Source organism: Streptomyces sp. SCA2-17 (genome assembly GCF_044336695.1).
Window position 1 is genome coordinate 6036090 of record NZ_CP117521.1, and the last position, 17573, is coordinate 6053662.

The 17573-nt window shown below is 72.8% G+C and carries 16 protein-coding genes; 8 read left to right on the forward strand and 8 right to left on the reverse strand.

Translation table 11 applies throughout. From position 1 onward, the window contains the following. Window positions 1–2: 2 nt before the first annotated feature. From PS271_RS26970 to PS271_RS26980, 3 genes are read right to left on the reverse strand one after another with little or no spacing between them, the layout of a single operon-like run. Complete coding sequence (locus PS271_RS26970) at window positions 3–1418, reverse strand: NAD-dependent malic enzyme (protein ID WP_398385383.1); 1416 nt, start codon at window positions 1416–1418, stop codon at window positions 3–5. A gap of 57 nt (window positions 1419–1475) precedes the next feature. Then, window positions 1476–2918, reverse strand: a complete 1443-nt coding sequence (gene aspA / locus PS271_RS26975) for an aspartate ammonia-lyase (RefSeq protein WP_398385384.1) — start codon at window positions 2916–2918, stop codon at window positions 1476–1478. Between the two features lie 51 nt (window positions 2919–2969). Continuing rightward, the gene (locus PS271_RS26980; protein ID WP_398385386.1) at window positions 2970–3965 is read right to left on the reverse strand and encodes an asparaginase; all 996 of its coding nucleotides are present in this window, start codon (window positions 3963–3965) and stop codon (window positions 2970–2972) included. 140 nt (window positions 3966–4105) lie between these two features. On the opposite strand from PS271_RS26980, the gene PS271_RS26985 reads away from it, so the two are divergent. After that, complete coding sequence (locus tag PS271_RS26985) at window positions 4106–4561, forward strand: Lrp/AsnC family transcriptional regulator (protein WP_398385388.1); 456 nt, start codon at window positions 4106–4108, stop codon at window positions 4559–4561. Between the two features lie 18 nt (window positions 4562–4579). Here the strand turns inward: PS271_RS26985 and PS271_RS26990 are convergent, their stop codons facing one another. Continuing rightward, window positions 4580–5524, reverse strand: coding sequence for an SMP-30/gluconolactonase/LRE family protein (locus tag PS271_RS26990; RefSeq protein WP_398385390.1), 945 nt, complete (start codon window positions 5522–5524; stop codon window positions 4580–4582). A 249-nt stretch (window positions 5525–5773) separates the two neighbouring features. On the opposite strand from PS271_RS26990, the gene PS271_RS26995 reads away from it, so the two are divergent. After that, window positions 5774–6283 (forward strand): NfeD C-terminal domain-containing protein, encoded by a 510-nt coding sequence (locus PS271_RS26995; protein WP_398387084.1) that lies wholly within the window; start codon window positions 5774–5776, stop codon window positions 6281–6283. A 91-nt stretch (window positions 6284–6374) separates the two neighbouring features. Then, entirely contained in the window at window positions 6375–7859 is a 1485-nt protein-coding gene (locus tag PS271_RS27000) for a flotillin family protein (RefSeq protein WP_398385392.1), read from the forward strand. A gap of 22 nt (window positions 7860–7881) precedes the next feature. On the opposite strand, the gene PS271_RS27005 is transcribed toward PS271_RS27000, so the two are convergent. Together PS271_RS27005 and PS271_RS27010 are read right to left on the reverse strand one after the other, a co-directional pair. Continuing rightward, window positions 7882–8949, reverse strand: coding sequence for a PucR family transcriptional regulator (locus PS271_RS27005; protein ID WP_398385393.1), 1068 nt, complete (start codon window positions 8947–8949; stop codon window positions 7882–7884). Between the two features lie 115 nt (window positions 8950–9064). Next, window positions 9065–9664, reverse strand: coding sequence for an HD domain-containing protein (locus PS271_RS27010; protein WP_398385395.1), 600 nt, complete (start codon window positions 9662–9664; stop codon window positions 9065–9067). 97 nt (window positions 9665–9761) lie between these two features. Between PS271_RS27010 and PS271_RS27015 the strand changes: the two genes are divergently transcribed. The 4 genes from PS271_RS27015 to PS271_RS27030 all read left to right on the forward strand — a co-directional run bounded on the left by PS271_RS27015 (window position 9762) and on the right by PS271_RS27030 (window position 13724). Next, window positions 9762–10625, forward strand: coding sequence for a helix-turn-helix transcriptional regulator (locus PS271_RS27015; RefSeq protein ID WP_398385397.1), 864 nt, complete (start codon window positions 9762–9764; stop codon window positions 10623–10625). A 102-nt stretch (window positions 10626–10727) separates the two neighbouring features. Next, the gene (locus PS271_RS27020) at window positions 10728–11486 is read left to right on the forward strand and encodes an SDR family NAD(P)-dependent oxidoreductase (protein ID WP_398385399.1); all 759 of its coding nucleotides are present in this window, start codon (window positions 10728–10730) and stop codon (window positions 11484–11486) included. A gap of 164 nt (window positions 11487–11650) precedes the next feature. Next, window positions 11651–13177: an MFS transporter gene (locus tag PS271_RS27025; protein WP_398385401.1), complete on the forward strand. Its 1527-nt coding sequence runs from the start codon at window positions 11651–11653 to the stop codon at window positions 13175–13177. A gap of 70 nt (window positions 13178–13247) precedes the next feature. Beyond that, the gene (locus PS271_RS27030) at window positions 13248–13724 is read left to right on the forward strand and encodes a hypothetical protein (RefSeq protein ID WP_398385402.1); all 477 of its coding nucleotides are present in this window, start codon (window positions 13248–13250) and stop codon (window positions 13722–13724) included. Between the two features lie 22 nt (window positions 13725–13746). On the opposite strand, the gene PS271_RS27035 is transcribed toward PS271_RS27030, so the two are convergent. After that, window positions 13747–14364, reverse strand: a complete 618-nt coding sequence (locus PS271_RS27035) for a maleylpyruvate isomerase family mycothiol-dependent enzyme (protein ID WP_398385404.1) — start codon at window positions 14362–14364, stop codon at window positions 13747–13749. Between the two features lie 189 nt (window positions 14365–14553). Continuing rightward, window positions 14554–15948 (reverse strand): erythromycin esterase family protein, encoded by a 1395-nt coding sequence (locus PS271_RS27040; RefSeq protein WP_398385406.1) that lies wholly within the window; start codon window positions 15946–15948, stop codon window positions 14554–14556. Between the two features lie 57 nt (window positions 15949–16005). Here PS271_RS27040 and PS271_RS27045 point away from each other — a divergent pair, with 57 nt between their 5' ends. Then, complete coding sequence (locus PS271_RS27045) at window positions 16006–17556, forward strand: alpha/beta hydrolase (protein WP_398385408.1); 1551 nt, start codon at window positions 16006–16008, stop codon at window positions 17554–17556. Window positions 17557–17573: the final 17 nt, after the last annotated feature.

Consider the following 17573-nt stretch of genomic DNA (forward strand, 5'->3'; position numbering starts at 1 on the left):
GCTTACTCGGCCTGACGGAGCGCCAGGGCCGCGCGCTTCACGGCGGCCGCGACGGATTCCGTGGCGCCCGGGTTGAAGACGCTGGGGATGATGTAGTTCGCGTTGAGTTCGTCTTCGGTGACGACGTCGGCGAGGGCGCGGGCGGCGGCGAGCATCATGCCGGTGTCGACGGTGCGGGACTGCGCGTCCAGCAGGCCGCGGAAGACACCCGGGAAGACCAGCACGTTGTTGATCTGGTTGGGGAAGTCCGACCGGCCCGTGGCCACCACCGCGGCCGTGCGACGGGCCACCGCCGGATCCACCTCCGGGTCGGGGTTGGCCAGCGCGAAGACGATCGCACCCTCCGCCATCGCCGCCACATCCTCACCATCAAGGACGTTCGGCGCGGAAACACCGATGAAGACGTCCGCGTCCCGCACGGCCTCCTTCAGCGTCCCCGTCATGCCCTCGGGATTGGTGTTGTCCGCGATCCACCGCAGCGCCGTCTGCGGCCCCGCATCCACCAGATCCGCACGCCCCGCATGCACCACACCGTGAATGTCCGCGACGACCGCGTGCTTGACGCCGGCCGCCAGCAGCAACTTCAAGATCGCCGTACCGGCCGCACCCGCACCCGACATCACGACCCGCACATCACCGATCGCCTTACCCACCACCCGCAACGCATTCGTCAGCGCCGCCAGCACCACGATCGCCGTACCGTGCTGGTCATCATGGAAGACCGGAATGTCCAGCGCCTCACGCAACCGCGCCTCGATCTCGAAGCAGCGGGGAGCGGAGATGTCTTCCAGGTTGATGCCCGCGAAGCCCGGGGCGATGGCCTTGACGATCTCCACGATCGCGTCCGAGTCCTGGGTGTCCAGGCAGATCGGCCACGCGTCGATCCCCGCGAACCGCTTGAACAGCGCCGCCTTGCCCTCCATCACCGGCAGCGCCGCCTTCGGCCCGATGTTGCCCAGGCCCAGCACCGCCGAGCCGTCCGTGACCACCGCAACACTGTTGCGCTTGATCGTCAGACGACGCGCGTCCTCCGGGTTCTCCGCGATCGCCATGCACACCCGGGCCACACCAGGGGTGTAGACCATGGACAGATCGTCACGGTTGCGGATCGGGTGCTTCGACGCCATCTCGATCTTGCCACCGAGATGCATCAGGAACGTACGGTCGGAGACCTTGCCCAGCACCACGCCCTCAATACCGCGCAGCTCCTCGACGATCTCGTCCGCGTGGGCGGTGGAGGTCGCGGCGATGGTGACGTCGATCCGGAGCTTCTCGTGCCCGGAAGCCGTGACGTCGAGACCGGTCACGGATCCGCCGGAGGACTCCACGGCCGTGGTGAGCTGGCTGACCGAGGTCCCGCTCGCGGGAACCTCCAGCCGGACCGTCATCGAGTACGAGACGCTTGGCGCCGTTGCCATGGGGTTACTTCTTCTTTCTGGGTGTGCTGGGGTGTGCTGGGGTGTGCGGGGACTGTCTCAGGCGCTGACGGCCGTGGCCGCGGCCATGCGCGTGTGGGGGCGGGCGAGGTTGTCCGGGTGGAGGATCTCCTGGAGCTGCTCCTGGGTGAGCAGGCCCTTGGCCAGGACGAGTTCGTGCACCGCGGCGCCCGTGGTGAGCGCCTCCTGCGCGACGGCGGTGGCCTGCTCGTAGCCGATGTACGGGTTGAGCGCGGTGGCCAGGCCGATGGACTGGGCGACGAGGCGGGCCAGGTGCTCGCGGTTGGCGGTGATGCCGTCGACGCACCGCTCGGCCAGCGTCAGGCAGCCGGCCCGGAGGTGGGTGAGGCTCTTCAGGAGGCTGTGGGCGATGACCGGTTCGAAGGCGTTGAGCTGGAGCTGGCCGCCCTCGGCGGCGAAGGTGACCGTCACGTCGTTGCCGATGACCTCGAAGGCGATCTGGTTGACGACCTCGGGGATGACGGGGTTCACCTTGCCGGGCATGATGCTCGAACCCGCCTGGACGGCAGGCAGGTTGATCTCGGCGAGGCCGGCGCGCGGGCCGCAGGAGAGCAGGCGCAGGTCGTTGCAGGTCTTGGAGAGCTTGACGGCGATCCGCTTGAGCACGCCGGAGAGCTGGACGAACGCGCCCATGTCCTGCGTGGCCTCCACCAGGTCGCCCGCGACGGTGACCGGGACGCCGGTGAGCGAGGCGAGGTGGCGGCAGGCGAGCTCCGGGTACGCGGGGTGGGCGTTGAGGCCGGTGCCGATGGCGGTGCCGCCGAGGTTGATCTCGCGCAGCAGCGCGCACGCCTCGGCCAGACGGGCCCGGTCCTCCTCCAGCATGACGGCGTAGGCGGCGAACTCCTGGCCCAGCGTCATCGGGACGGCGTCCTGCAGCTGGGTGCGGCCCATCTTCAGGACGTCCGCGAACTCCTCCGCCTTGGCGGCGAAGGCCCCGCGCAGCACGTCCATGGCCTCCAGCAGGCGGGCGGCGGCGAGCTGGAGCGAGAGGCGGACCGCGGTCGGGTAGACGTCGTTGGTGCTCTGCCCGGCGTTGACGTCCTCCAGCGGGTGCAGGTGCCGGTACTCGCCCTTGGCGTGGCCGAGGAGCTCCAGCGCGCGGTTCGCGATGACCTCGTTGGCGTTCATGTTGCTGGAGGTGCCGGCGCCGCCCTGGATGACGTCGACGACGAAGTGGTCGTGCCACTGCCCGGCCCGGATCTCCTCGCAGGCGTCCACGATCGCGCCGGCCTTGCGGTCGTCGAGCAGGCCCAGGTCGCGGTTGGCGAGGGCGGCGGCCTGCTTGACGGAGGCGAGGGCGGTGACGAGGTCGGGGTAGGCGGCGATGGGTGTACCGGTGATGGGGAAGTTCTCCACGGCGCGCAGGGTGTGGACGCCGTAGTACGCGGCGGCGGGGACGTCGCGGTCGCCGAGGAGGTCGTGCTCGGTGCGGGAGGGGCCGGGGACGGAGGCCGACATGGGTGTTCCGATCGGGTGCGGTGGGGGAGAGGCGTGGGGGGAGGGGAATGCTCAGGCGGCGGCCGGGGCGCCGATGAGGCCGCGCAGCGCGCTCGTCCGCTCGTCGGTGCCGGCGGCGGTGAGCGCGGCGCTGAGGACGGCGATACGGGCCTGCCCGGCGCGGAGCGTGCCGGTCAGGACGGCGCCGGCGGCGGCGAGGTCCACGGCACCGCCGTGCGTGTAGATCTCGGCGACCGGGCCGGCCGGGACGCGGGTGGTGAGGGCGACGAGCACGCCGCGGGCGATCGCCGCCTCGACGGCCGCGACGACCTCGGGGGTCGCGTTGCCCGCGCCGGTCGCGACCAGGACGATGCCCTGGGCGCCCGCCTCGACGGCGGCGTTGAACAGCAGAGGATCCGCGTCGCAGTGGTGCATGACCATGTCGACGCGGGGGAGGTCCTCGCCGGTGGCCGGCAGGGGGAGCGGCGCCGGGCGCCCGGGCCGCCCGTGGACGACGAGGCGGCCGTCCTTGACGTCCGCGACGGGGTTGCCGGAGGGGTCGGCGAACGCGTCGGCCGCCAGGGTCTGCACCTTGATCGTGCCGCGGGCGGCGTGTATCCGGCCGTCGAAGGCGACCAGGACGCCGTGGTCGCGCAGCGCGGGCGAGCCCGCCGCCAGCAGGGCGTCGTGGAGGTTGCGCGGGCCGTCGCCGTCGGCGGCCTCCAGCGGGAGCTGCGCGCCGGTGAAGACGACCGGGCGGGGGTCGTCGTGGTGGAGGTCGAGCAGGAAGGCCGACTCCTCCAGGGTGTCCGTGCCGTGCGTGACCACGATGCCGTCGACGGCGGGGTCGGCCAGCACCTCGTGCACGGTCCGCAGCAGGGCGAGCTGGTCGCGGGTGGTCAGGCGGGCGCTGTTCACGCTCATCAGGTCGACGACCCGCACCGAGACGCCCTCGGGCACCGCGGCCGTGGCCAGGACGTCGCCGCCCCGCGCGTCCGCGGCGAAGCCGGAGCCCTGCCAGCGGCTGGCGATCGTTCCGCCGGTGCTGATGACGACGACCTGTCCCACGTGTGCCCGCCCTTCTCAAGATCAATAAGGCCGTCCACGGGAGCGTGTCGGCCGGGCAGGGGAACAATAAGACGAATCGCGCGCAATTGGTTCGCTGATATGAGCGGGTCCGGCCCGAATGTGTGGTGGATAATTGCGTTGTGGACAGCATCGACAGAAATATCTTGCGTGAGCTCCAGGAGGACGGCCGCCTGACCATCCAGGAGCTCGCCCACCGCGTCGGCCTGACCCCCTCCCCGTGCATGCGCCGCGTCCGCCAGCTGGAGCAGGACGGAGTGATCCAGGGCTACCGGGCGGTCATCGACCCCGAGGCCGTCGGCCGGAGCTTCGAGGTCCTCGTCTCCATCGAGGTCAAGCGCGACCGCGAGGCGGTGGAGGCCTTCGAGGCGGCCCTCCAGGACATCCCCGACGTCATCGAGGCCTACCGCCTCTTCGGTAGCCCCGGCTGCCTGCTCCGCATCGCGGTCGCCGACCTCGCCGCGTACGAGCGGCTGTGGATCGAGAGGCTCACCACGCTGTCGGGCATCACCGAGGTGAACTCGCAGATCATCATGAAGCGCGTGAAGGAGCCCAAGGGGCTGCCGGTCGGGGCGTGAGCCTTGTGAGCCCCCCGCTCAGCCGATCGTCACCTTCACGATCCGGCCCGACGCCTCGACGACGAACAGCGTGTGCCGCGCGCCGTAGCCGCCGAAGCCGCGCGGGACGCGGACGCTGGTGGGCATGTGCAGGCCGGTCGCCAGGGTGCAGGAGCGGCCGGTGGCGGGGTCGACCCGGATGAGCTCGCCGTCGCGGAAGGACGCGACGACCAGGCTGCCGTTGAACTCGGTGAGGTCGTCGAGGAACTTGCCGTCGAGCAGGTTCGAGCTGAGGCGCGTGACCGTCGTGTGACGGGCCGGGTCCTTCAGGGGGACGCGGACGACACGGGACGAGCTGTCCAGGAGGACGCTCGCGTACAGCTGGTCGCCGACGATCTCCAGGCCGTTGGTGCCGAAGACGTTCGCGCCGCGCGTCCACTCCTCGTCCTTCGTCCCGTCGGGACGGAACTTGAGGATGCCCGTGGCCAGCTCGCGGCTGACGTAGAGGTTGCCCTCCGTGTCGACGGCCAGGCCGTTGATGCCGGACAGCCCGCTCACGACCTTCTCCGGCTGCGGCGCGGCGGCGGTGGGGTCGAAGCGCACGATGCCGCCGGCCGGCTTCAGCGGGTTGACGCCGTAGTTGACGTACATCATCCCGTCCGGGCCGCGCCGGATGCCGCCGGGCCCGCTCAGCGGAAAGCTCGCCTTGAGCGTGCCGTCGGGGGCGTACCCCTCGACCCGGTGCTGCGTGACGTGCGAGACCCAGAGCGTGCCCCGGCCGTCGAACTCCAGGTTCTCCCGCCAGTCGAGCAGCGGTATGCCGCCCTGGTGGAAGACCGACACGCTCGTCCGGTCCGCGCAGGAGTCAAGCGCCTCGGCGGTCCGTGCACCGGCCGCCGCCGCGGGTAACGCGGTGCCGCCCACGGCGAGCGCGGCCGCCAGGCCTGCCGCGAAGAGGGTTCTGCGGATACGTGTCATCGCCATGCCTGTCTTCTCCACCGTCGTCCTTTTCGTCAACTCGCGGCGCCTGTGCCGCACTTGCCCGGAACTCTAAGGAGACCGGACAGTAACTTTCAATAGCCGCCGGAAGCCATCGGAAGCCCTCGGATGTGCGGGTCCGCGAGGCGTTAAAGAGTCGTAAAGATTGCCGGAACCAGGCAATGTGCGCCGCCTCCGTCTGCTGCCACGATGCCGTCGTTCAGCGAGGTTGTCGGTCAGGCGGGCGAGGTGCTCATGGGCTTGTTTCTCGGTCTCGGCATCGGGGGGATCGCGCTCCTGATCCTCTCGCTGGTGTTCGACGGGGTGCTGGAGGGCGCGTTCGACGGCGCCCTGGGCGGACTGTTCGACGGGTGGCTGTCGCTCCCGGTGGTCGCGGGCTTCGTCTCGATGCTCGGTTTCACGGGGGCGATCGTGCTCGGGTCCACCGGACTCGGCGCGGGAGCGGCGGCCGCCGCGGGGGCCGTCGCGGGAACGGGCGCCGGCTGGCTGACGTACCGCTTCAGCCGGGCCCTCCTGCGCGGCGGCAGCCCCGCCGCCCCCACGAAGGACGACCTCGTCGGGGTCGCCGGCACCGTGGTGACCGCGATTCCGGCCGGCGGCTACGGCGAGGTCCTGCTCCGCCTGGCCGGTCAGCCGGTCAAGTGCGCCGCCACGGCGGACGGGCCGCTGGTCCGGGGCGCCGAGGTGTGGGTCACCGCCGCCCCGTCGTCCACGGCGGTGACCGTGCGCGCGGTCGAGCGCTGACCGCCCCTGCCCGTACGGGCCTCCCCGTCCGTACGGCCTTCCCTACCAGTACGACCTGCCGTCCCCCGGGAGGCAGGAGAGGAGATTCTCCATGAGCCCAGTCGTCACCGCGGTCGTAGGAGTGGTGGTGCTCCTCGTCCTCCTCGCACTGGTCGTCGTCACCCGCTACAAGGTCGCCGGCCCCAGCGAGGCGTTCCTCATCACCGGCCGGCGCGGGAAGAAGTCCACGGACCCGCAGACCGGGCAGGTCTTCACCGACAACAGCGGCCAGAAGGTCGTGGTCGGCGGCGGCGTCTTCGTCGTTCCGTTCGTCCAGCAGCGGTACGTGCTCGACCTCTCCAGCCGGCACATCCCCGTCGCCGTCCGCGGCGCGGTCACCCTGCGCGGCATCAAGGCCCATCTGGAGGGCGTCGCGATCGTCAAGGTCGGCGGCACCGAGGACGCCATCCGCGCCGCGGCGCAGCGCTTCCTCCAGCAGCAGGGCGGCATCGTCGGCTTCACCCAGGAAGTGCTCTCGGGCGCCCTGCGGTCCATCGTCGGCCGCATGTCCGTGGAGGACATCATCCGTGACCGCGCCGCGTTCGCCGGGCAGGTCGCGGAGGAGGCCGAGGCCAGCCTGTCCGGGCAGGGGCTCGTCCTCGACGCCTTCCAGATCCAGGACATCACCACCGAGGGCAGCTACCTGGAGGACCTGGGCCGGCCCGAGGCCGCCCGGGCCATGCAGGAGGCCGACATCGCCGAGGCCAACGCCCGCCAGGCGGCCGAACAGGCCCGGCTGAAGGCCGAGGAGGAGATCGCCGTCGCGCAGCGGACCCTGTACCTGCGGCAGGCGGAGATCAAGGCCGAGACCGACGCGGCCGCCGCCCAGGCCAACGCCGCCGGCCCGCTGGCCGAGGCCGACCGCCAGCAGCAGATCCTGGTCGAGCAGGAGAAGGTCGCCGAGCGCCAGGCCGCCCTGACCGACCGCCAGCTCGACACGCAGGTCCGCAAGCCCGCCGACGCCAAGCGGTACGAGGCGGAGCAGGAGGCCGAGGCCAAGCGCGTCGCCCGCGTCAAGCAGGCGGAGGCCGAGCGGCTGGCGGCGATCGCCGCGGCCGAGGCCGTGGCCGTCGAGGGCGCCAAGCGGGGCGAGGCCGAGCGCGCCCGGCGCGTCGCCATCGCGGACGCCGTCCGCCAGGAGGGCGAGGCGGAGGCCGCGGCCATCGCCGCCAGGGGCACCGCCGAGGCCGAGGCGATGAACAAGAAGGCCGACGCCTTCGAGCGCTACGGCGACGCCGCCGTCCTCCAGATGCTCGTCGAGGTGCTGCCCCAGGTCGTCGGCAAGGCCGCCGAACCGCTCAGCGCCATCGACAAGCTGACCGTCATCTCCACCGACGGCGCAGGCAAGCTGCCCCGCGCCGTCGCCGACAACGTCGCCCAGGGCATGGAGCTCATCGGCTCCACGACGGGCGTCGACCTGGGCCGGCTGCTGAAGGGACTCACCGGGGACAAGACGGGCGGAACAGGCGGGACGGCCGAGCCCGTACGGGACGCCGGAGCGGCCCCGTCGAACGGCAGGATCCCCGTCACCGACTAGCAGCCGGGAGCCGTGTGCGGGGTCAGGACCTGGCCGGCCAGTCCAGGAGCCGGGCCCCGATCACGGCGGTCTGGAGCGTGTAGCGCTGCGCGGGGTCGGCCGGGTCGCAGCCGGTCAGCACGTGGATGCGCCGGAGCCGGTAGGTCAGGGCCCGCACGCTGAGCGACAGCGTGCGGGCCGCCTCCGCCGACACGCACCCCGCGTCGAAATAGGCGGTCAGCGTCTCCAGCAGCGGCACGGCCCCGCCGCGCGCCCGGCGCAACGGCCCCAGCGTCGTGTGCACCAGATCCGCCAGCGCCTGGCGGTCCCGGGCCAGCACCGGGAAGACCAGCAGGTCGGAAGCCTTCAGCACGGGCTCGTCAAAGCCCATCCGCGCGGCGAGCTCCAGGGTCGAGAGGGCCTCCTCGTACGAGTGCGCGACGCCCCCGCCGCCGCCCTTGGCCCTCCCGATGGCTATCCGGCCGCCCGCGGGCACCGTCGCGTACGCCTGCTTGGCGAAGTACGTCAGCACGTCGGTCTGGTCGCCGGGGGCTATGCAGATGATCCGGCCGTCCTTCGTCGCGATGAGGATGTTCCGGCTGCCGAACCGGCCGACCAGCGCCGCGCCCACCTGCCGCGTCACCGCGTGGAAGTCGTCGTAGGGCTCCGCGCCCTCGGCCACGGCCACCGCGTACGCGTGGGAGAGCAGCAGCCCGAACCGCTCGGCGCGCTCCGCCAGCCGCCCGAGGTGGCTGCGGCCGTGCAGCAGGTCGTCGACGAACTCCCGCCGGTCCGCCTCCTCCTGGCGCGCGGCCAGCCGCTGGGCCCGCTCGTACCCTTCCGCGAACGCGTCGATCGCCTGCTCCGCGGCGCCGAGCACACGGTCGGCGTCGGCGGGGGAGCTGCGCCCCGCGGGCCAGTGCCGGCGCGTGGCCGCGAGGTGGGCGGCCACGCAGGACCGCAGCGACAGCCCGGCCTCCGCCGCCTGCTCGCCGCTCGCGCGCCGTGCGCCGATCTGCGTCCGGTCCGGGCGCCGGCCCGTACCGGCCGCGTCGGTCAGGATCTCCTCGTACCCCTCCAGGTACGACTCCGGCCCGGTCCTCGCTTCCACGCGCAATCTCCCCTTAGGCGTCCTTTGCCTCCCATTTACGCACAGGACGTCTCCGGGCCGGGGCCGGGGCCAGGGCTGGAGCTGGAGCGGGCCGGGTCAGGGGCCGGGTTCCGGGCTAGGTCAGGACGTGCCCGTACGCGGCCGCCAGTCCGGTCAGCTCCGGATCGCCGAAGGCCTTGCGTAGACCGGTGAACGTCTCGGCCTTGTCGTCGCCCAGGCGCCGCGCGTGGGCGGCGTACGTGCCGGCGGCGACGAAGCGCGGGGGCGAGGTCTTGCTGTGGAACTTGTCCGCGTACATCACGAGCTTCTCCTCCCGCGTGACCGGCAGGTAGTCGGCGGCCGGCAGGGGAAGCCGCCGGTGCAGCACGTCGTGCCGGGTCAGGCCCATGCCCACGTGGCAGGAGCAGAACCGGCAGATCTCCTCGGGCAGTCCCTCGGCCCTCAGGAGCTCGTGGCCCAGCACGCCGTGCCGGACGTAGTGGGTGAGGTCGGCCTTTCCCGCGTCGTCGTCGTAGAGGCGGTAGACGCCGATGTCGTGCAGGAGACAGCCGGCGCGCACCAGGTCGCGGTCGATGCCGTCGGGGGAGGTGTCCAGGACCTGTTCGGCGATCCGCCAGACGATCTCGCAGTGGGTGAGGACCAGTTCCAGCGCCTCGGGGGACGGTGCGTGCCGCTCGTGCAGGGCGCGGATGTCTTCCGTGGACGGGATGCTCATCCCGCCAGGGTAGCCACGCGGGGTGGCCGGCGGCGGGAGCGGTCGGCCGGGTGCCTCCGTCCGCGGCGGCCCTCAAGCCGTTGCCTAGCATGGCCCGATGGACATCTCCCGGCTTCCCGCAGACGCACGGCAGCGACGCAGCGCGGAGATCCGCGCGTTTCTTCGCTCACGGCGGGCCCGGCTGTCTCCCGAGGACGTCGGCATGGCCGCGGGCGGCGGCGGGCGGCGCACGCCGGGGCTGCGCCGGGAAGAGGTGGCGGTGCTCGCCGGGGTCGGCGTCTCCTGGTACACGTGGCTCGAACAGGGCCGTGAGATCAACGTGTCGGGGGACGTCCTGGACGCCGTCGCGCGGGTGCTGCGACTCGTCCCCGCCGAGCGCGAGCACCTGTACCTGCTGGCCGGGCTCAACCCGCCGCAGGCGCCTCCGGCGGAGCGGGAGGTCCCGCCCGGGCTCCGGCGCGTGATCGACGGCTGGCTGCCGCGCCCCGCCTACGTCATCGACCGGCACTGGACGTTCGCGGCCGTCAACCGGGCCGCCCGGCTGGTGTTCGGGTACGGCGAGACGGACCACAGCTGTCTGGTGAGCTTCTTCACCAACGCCCGCCACCGCGCGTCGCTGTGCCACTGGGAGGACGCGGCACGGGAGATCGCCGGCCGGTTCCGCGCGGACGCGGCCCGTTACCCGGACGACCCGGAGTTCAGCCGGATCGCCTCCGACCTGTGCGCGGCGAGCCCCGCCTTCGCCGGGATCTGGGCCGAACACCCCGTCGGAAGCAGCACGTCCCACGGCCTCAAGGCCCTCGACCACCCGGAGGCGGGCGAGCTGGTCTTCGAGTACACCACGCTGCCGCTGTCCGACCTGCCGGGCCACCGGCTGCTGCTGCACACTCCGGCGCCGGGCACCGGCACCGGGGAACGGCTGGCCGCGCTGCTCGGCGTACCGGAGCCCGTCGCCGGCTGAGGGCCCCACCGGCCGAGGGCCGTACCGGCCGAGGGTGGTGGTGACAGACCCAGGCTTGACCGGCACTGCCGGGCCCGGGCGCCCGTGCCGAGGATCGTCGGCATGAAGCGATTCACGAACAAGACGGCCCTGATCACCGGCGGCACCCGCGGCATGGGGCTCGCCACCGCGCGCAGACTCCTCGACGAGGGCGCCTACGTCGTCATCACCGGCCGCGACCGGGCGCGCCTGGACGCCGCCGTGGCGCGGCTCGGCGCCGCCCCCGGGCGCGTCCTCGCGGTGCGGGCGGACGTGGCCTCCCGGGCCGATCTGCACAAGCTGATGCGAGAGACCGAGACCTGGCGGGGCGGACTCGACGTGGTCTTCGCCAACGCGGGCACCGGGATCTTCAAGCCGGCCGCCGAACTGACCGAGGAGGACGTCGACCGCACGATCGACGTCAACTTCAAGGGCGTCTTCCACACGATTCACACGGCCCTGCCGCTGCTGCGGGACGGCGGCGCCGTCGTCATCAACGCCTCCTGGACCCTGCACCGCGGACTGGCCATCGCCTCCGTCTACTCCGCCACCAAGGCCGCCGTGCACAACCTCGCCCGGACCCTGGGCGCCGGCCTCGCCCCGCGCGGGATCAGGGTCAACTCCGTGAGTCCCGGCTACATCGACACGGAGATGTACCGGGACGCCAACCCCGATCCGGGGGCCGAGGCCCGCAACGCCGCCGAAGTGCCCCTCGGCAGTCTCGGCCATCCCGACGACGTCGCGGCGGCCGTGGCGTTCCTGGCGTCCGACGACGCCTCGTACATCACCGGACAGGACCTCGTCGTGGACGGCGGTCTCACCGGCTGCGTGCCCGCGGCATGACGGGGCGTACGACGGTGAACTCCCTCCGTACCGTGAAATCCCTCCGTACGACCGTGAACTCCCTCCGTACGACGGTGCATCCTTCGCGCGCGGAGGTGAATCCCCCGCGCAGCACAGCGAATTCCCGCGCGAGCGCTCCCGTACGGCGTTCCAGGCCCGCCGTCGTGCTGTTCGCCGTCCTGACGGCGCTGCTCATCCTCCCGACCTCGGTGACCGGTTCGGGGGTGGCTCTCCCGCACATCGGACGGGACACGGGCGCGCCGCCGGACGCGCTGCAGTGGGTGATGCACGGCTACAACCTGGCCTTCGCGAGCCTCCTGCTCGCCTGCGGCTCGCTGGCCGACCGCTTCGGCCGGCGCCGCGTGTTCGCCGCGGGCGGTGTGCTGTTCGCGGCGGCGTCGCTGGCGAGCGCCCTCGCGGACGGCATCGTGCTGCTGGACGTGACGCGCGTCGTGGCCGGCGCCGGGGCGGCCGCGCTGCTGACCGGCGGCAGTTCCCTGCTGGCCGCGGCCTTCGACGGACCGGCGCGCACCCGGGTGTTCGCCGCCGTGGGCATCGTGACGGGCGGCGGGCTCGCCCTGGGGGCCATGGCGGCGGGAGCGCTGGCGGACGCCCTGGGGTGGCGGTCGTTCTTCGGGCTGCACGCGGCGCTGATGCTGCTGGTCCTGTGCGCCGTACCGTTCCTCCCCGAGTCGCGCGGTGAGTCGGCGGCCCCGGTGGACCGGGCGGGCACCGTGCTCTTCATCGGCAGCCTCTTCCTGCTCATGCTCGGCACGGTCGAGGGGCCGCAGTGGGGCTGGGGGAGCGCCGGGGTGCTGGGGCTCCTCGCCGGGGCGGCGCTGCTGATGGCGCTGTTCGTCCTGGTGGAACGGCGCGTCCGGCACCCGATGCTGGACCTGGGGCTGCTGCGCAACGCGGGGTTCATGGCGCTGTGCCTGATACCCGTGGTGGTCTCGTTCTCGTTCGTGGTCCTGCTGCCGCTGCTCCCGGAGTACCTCGTGGTCGCGCACCGCTCCTCCAGCCGGGCGGCGGGCGCCACGATGCTGCTGATGACGCTGCCGATCCTCGTCACCCCGCTGCTGGCCGGCCGTCTCATCCGGTCGGGGATGTCCACGCGGGCCGTTCTCGGGCTCAGCCTGGTGTGCCTGACCGCGGGCGTCGCGTGGCTCGCCGCCGTCCTCCGGCCGGAGGCGGGCCCGGCGGAGCTCGCCGGCCCGCTGCTCGTGCTCGGGGCCGGGCTGGGGCTCAACTTCGGCCTGGTCGACGGTGCGGTCCTGACCGTCGTCGCGCCCGAGGCCACCGGGACAGCGGCGGGCTTCCTCAACACGCTGCGGCTGGGCAGCGAGGCCGTCGTCATCGCCGCGGCCGGCGCGGCACTGGCCGGCCTGACGCGCGACCGGCTGAGCGGCGTCCCGGAACGGTTCCCCGGCTACGGCGGGACGGCCGGGGACCTGGCCGGCAGCGTGACCGCGGGAGACCTCGCAGGCCCGCTCTCCGCACTGCCGGCCGGCGTCCGGGAGGAGTTCGCCGGCTTCGTCGCCCACGGACTCACCGGCGCCTGGCAGACGGTCCTGTGGGCGAGCGCGGCGGTCTGCGCGGCCCTGTCCGTGGCGATCGCTGTCATGCTCCCGCGGCGCTCCGCCCGTTCCGCCCGTTCCAGAGCCGCCGATTCGGACGCGTGCGGCTCGTGATGATCTGATACCTGCTGCCACGTACAGCTCGTCAGCCGTCCTGCGGCGGTGGACAAAGGGGGAATCGGCCGTGAACAACGCCGGCATCGTCATCGGGATCGTGATCGTCGCTCTGGTGATACGCAGGCAACTGCGCACCCGGCCCGTGCACGGCAAGGGCGGGCTGGTGCTCCTGGGAATCCTCGGCGTGCTCGGCGTGCTCGCGTTCGCCTTCGGGGTGGCCTCCGTGGTGAAGGAGCACCCGCTGGGCGGCCTCACCGTCGTGCTCGTGGCGGCGTGCTTCCTCGTAGCCGCCGGGTTCGGCGTGGTGCGTGCCCGTACGGTCACGGTGTGGCGGGCGCCCGATGGGCAGTTGCTGCGCAAGGGGGCGCCGGCCACCACGGCCCTGTGGATCGTCTCCATCGCGGTGCACATCGGCCTCGACAAGTGGATCGACCACACCACGCGGACCGGCCTGCTCGGGGCCTCGACCGTCTACCTGTACCTGGCGGTGACCCTCGCCGTGCAGGACGTCCTGGTGCGGCGCCGGGCCGCGTCCGTGGTCTGAGGGCGCAGCGCGGCCGGCCGGTTCAGCCCGCGGCAGCGGTCCGCGGCACCGCGCCCTTGAGCCGGCCTTCCGGCAGCCTGCGCCCGAAGGCGACCAGGAGCAGGTCCTGCGCGGGGCCGGTCAGGGGAGCGCCCGTGCCGAAGGACCAGTCGAGGTCGTCGGCTTGCAGCCGCAGGCCTGTCAGATCAGCGCCGAAGAACCGGGCCCCCTTGTACGTCACGCTGTCCAGGAGGACCCGCAGGCGGTCCTCGGGCACCTGCCGGTCCAGCCCCAGAGCGACGGTGATGTCCAGGCCGTGCACCACGTCGTGGCCGAGGGCCGAGACGAGGCCGCCGACCGGTGGCGTCCAGGGGTGACGGGCGTTGTCCCGCAGCCAGTCGGCGAGCTGTTCCGTGCTCGCCGCGGCCGCGTCGCGGCGGGCCAGGCGGTCGGTCATCCGGTGCAGGCTGCCGCGCGCCCTGACGAGCTGCCCCAGCACCTGGGGCACCGAGTAGCGGAACCCCATCGACATGTGGGCGGCGACGTCCCGCACCCGCCAGCCCGCGCACAGGCTCGGCGCGTCCCACTGCTCGGCCGTCAGTCCGTCCAACAGGTCGGCAAGTTCCCGCCGTTCGGCGGCGATCAGGCTCGTGAGGTCCATGCCTTCACGATCGCCTCCCGGACCGCCATAAGTCCAAGAGCTGTTTCTTCTCGCTCCTAGAAACAGTGGTTATGGAGTGCGCCGCGCTCGCTGCCGCGGACGGCGTACGTCTCCTCCGTGATGACCTCGCCGAGACGACGGGTGCCCTCCCGGATGCGGTCCGGTGACGGGTAACAGAGCGACAGGCGCCTACTCCGGCCGCGCCACCGACACGGACGCCCGCACGTGGTGCAGGTGCACCACGACGTCGTAGGCGCGGCCGAGCGCGAGCGGCGGCGACGGCTCGTTGGGGTAGCGGCCGGGGATGACGAACGTGGGGCGCGCCGTGGTCAGCCAGGCGTTGACGACCGGGTCGCGGCCGGCCGCCCGCAGGTCGACGTAGAAGTCGCGGTGACGCACCTTGTCGAGCGTGTACTCGTTGCTCCCGGGCGCCGCCGGGCCGACGCTGTACGTCCCTTCCCCGCCCGTCGCCGCCCGGGCGCGGTAGTCGCCGCCGTAAAGGGACGTGCCGACGGCGAGGTACTTGCGGCCGGCGAGCTCGCGCAGGTCCGCGCCCATCGTGACGGGGTAGGCCTCGGGCATCACCGTCTCGTACGAGACGTGCCCGTCGTGGGCCGAGACGACGATCCGCTCGCCGGTCTGCCGCTGCCACCACACGGCGGTCTCCGCCATGGTCCGGTCGCGCAGGCGGCTCGCGGCCTTCGCCTGGGCGGGGTCGCTCCAGTCGACGGTGTACTCCGCGGTCATGTGCGCGATGACCCGGGCCTCCTGGAGCACCCACGGGTCCTGCTTCCCGGCCTTGTCCAGCAGCCGGTAGGCGGCGTCCGCGTCCTTCGCCATCGTCTTCCGCTCGGCGAGCGGCAGGGCGTTGTACGCCGCCATGCGCGCGGCGACCCCGGTGGGCAGGGCGCGCAGCCCGGCGTAGCGGCGGCGGAGCTCGGGGGCGAGGGCGGGTTCGTTGTGCTCGGCCCAGGTGAGGATGCGCTCGTACTGTTCGGGGTCGGCGTCGGAGTAGTCCAGGCCCACGACCCGGACCTGGTGCCCGCCGGCGCGGTTGTGCTCACGCATCCAGCCGAACAGGTGGGCGAGTTCCTCGGTGTTCAGCAGGGCGTACCCGTCCTGGAACTCCTCGCGCATGATCTGCCGGACGTCACCCTCGCCCGTGCGCAGGTACGTGTTCAGGCGGGTGGCCGCCGACCAGCTGATCTCCATCGCGTACGCGGAGAAGCCCTCGTGCTCGGCCAACTGCCGGAACAACCGCTCCTTCACGGTGAACACTTCCCTCGAACCGTGCGAGGCCTCGCCGAGGCCGACGATGTCCGCGCCCCGGGTCAGCTCCCCGAACGCCCGCAGGTCCGCCGAAGGCCCGCCCGGCTCGGTGCTGCGCAGCGGGTGGGCGTACCGCTCCAGGCCGGTCACGACGGCGCGGTCGCCGGCGGTGGCGGCCGGCGCGGGCCGGGTTCGTGCTGAGGCCGCGGCCGTGTGCGTGCCGGTGGCGGCCGGGGCCAGAAGGGTCGTCAGGGCGAGCGCCGCGGTCAGGGCCGGTGCCAGGGAACGCCGTCGCCGTCGTGATATATGTGCCATGCAGCTGTTATACCGGCCTGCTTGCCAGGGTGATCGCAACAGGGCTGGGATGGCCCCATGAAGACTCACCACAGGCGCGCACCGCGCGCCGCACGTCACCGCGTGGCCCTGAGCACCCTGGCCTTACTGGCGACGACCGCGCTCGCTCCGGCCGCCCACGCGGCCCCGGCCCCCGCCCCCTCCGACGCGCCCGCGTCCCCCGTCGCGTGGCAGCCGTGCGCCGAAGCACCCGCCGGATACCCCGTCCAGTGCGGCACGATGCGCGTACCGCTCGACTGGACGAAGCCGGCCGGAGAGCAGACTCCGGCCGGAGAGCAGATCGACGTCAAGGTCGCCCGCGTACCGGCCCGCGACCAGGAGCACCGCGTCGGCGCGCTGTTCTTCAACCCCGGCGGCCCCGGCGGGCAGGGCGCAACCATGCTTGCCTACGGGTATGCGGACAAGCTGTTCAAGGGGCCGCTGCGGGACCGGTTCGACATCGTCAGCCTCGACCCGCGCGGCACCGGAGGCAGCCGGGCGCTGGACTGCGGGCCGGTGCTCGACCCCGGCCAGGTCGTCCTGCCCAAGAACCCCCGCGAGTACGAGGAGATGAAGCGGAGCAGCCGGGCCCGGGGCGAACGCTGCCTGGCCCGCCACGGCGACCTCGTCCGCCACGTCGACACCGCCTCGGTCGCCCGCGACATGGACGCCTTCCGCGCCGCGCTCGGCGAGCGGCGCCTCACCTACCTCGGCGTGTCCTACGGCACCTACCTCGGCGCGACCTACGCCCAGCTGTTCCCGCAGCGGATCCGGGCCATGGTGCTGGACGGCCCCCTCGACCACGCCTCCGGGCCCACCCGCCTCATGCTGGAGGAAGCCTCCGTCATGGAGGGCGAGTTCGACCGCTTCGTGGCGTGGTGCGCCCGGGACACCGCGTGCGCCCTGCACGGCGAAGACGCGGGCAAGGTCTACGACCGGGTCGTGGCCCGGGCCGACCGCACCCCGATCCCCGCGCCCGGCGCGAAGGGGCAGCCCGCCGTCAACGGCGACTGGATCCGCATGGCCCTGCCTGACCAGCTCGTGCGCATCCGCCTGCTGGAGGAGGCCATGGGCTTCGACGCGTGGGCGAAGCTGGCCGAGCGCCTGGCCGCCGCGGACCGGCGCAACGACGCCTCGGGCCTCGTCGAAGGCGGAAGCTACGTCGGCGATCAGGGGAGCGCCTACACCGCCGTCTCCTGCCTGGACTTCCCGCCGCAGTTCACCGGCTACGCCGACGCGGCGGCCCGCCTCGCACAGGCCCGCAAGGCCGCGCCGCGCACGGGCGCGGCCGTGGAGGGCTGGGTCATCTCCGCCAGCTGCGCGGACTGGCCCGTCGAGCCGACCAGCCCGTGGCAGCCGACGACGGTGCACGGCGCGCCGCCGGTCCTGATCGCCGCCAACACCCATGACCCGTCCACGCCCCTGGCCGGCGGCCGCCGCCTCCAGCGGGAGATCGCCGGCAGCCGGCTGCTGGTCACGGACGTGAACGGCCATGTCTCCTACTACAACTCCGCCTGCGCACGGGAGCGCGAGACCGCTTACCTGATCAGTACGAGGATGCCGGCGCGGCTCACGTGCCCGGTTCCGTAGGCGGGGCTCGCCAGGGC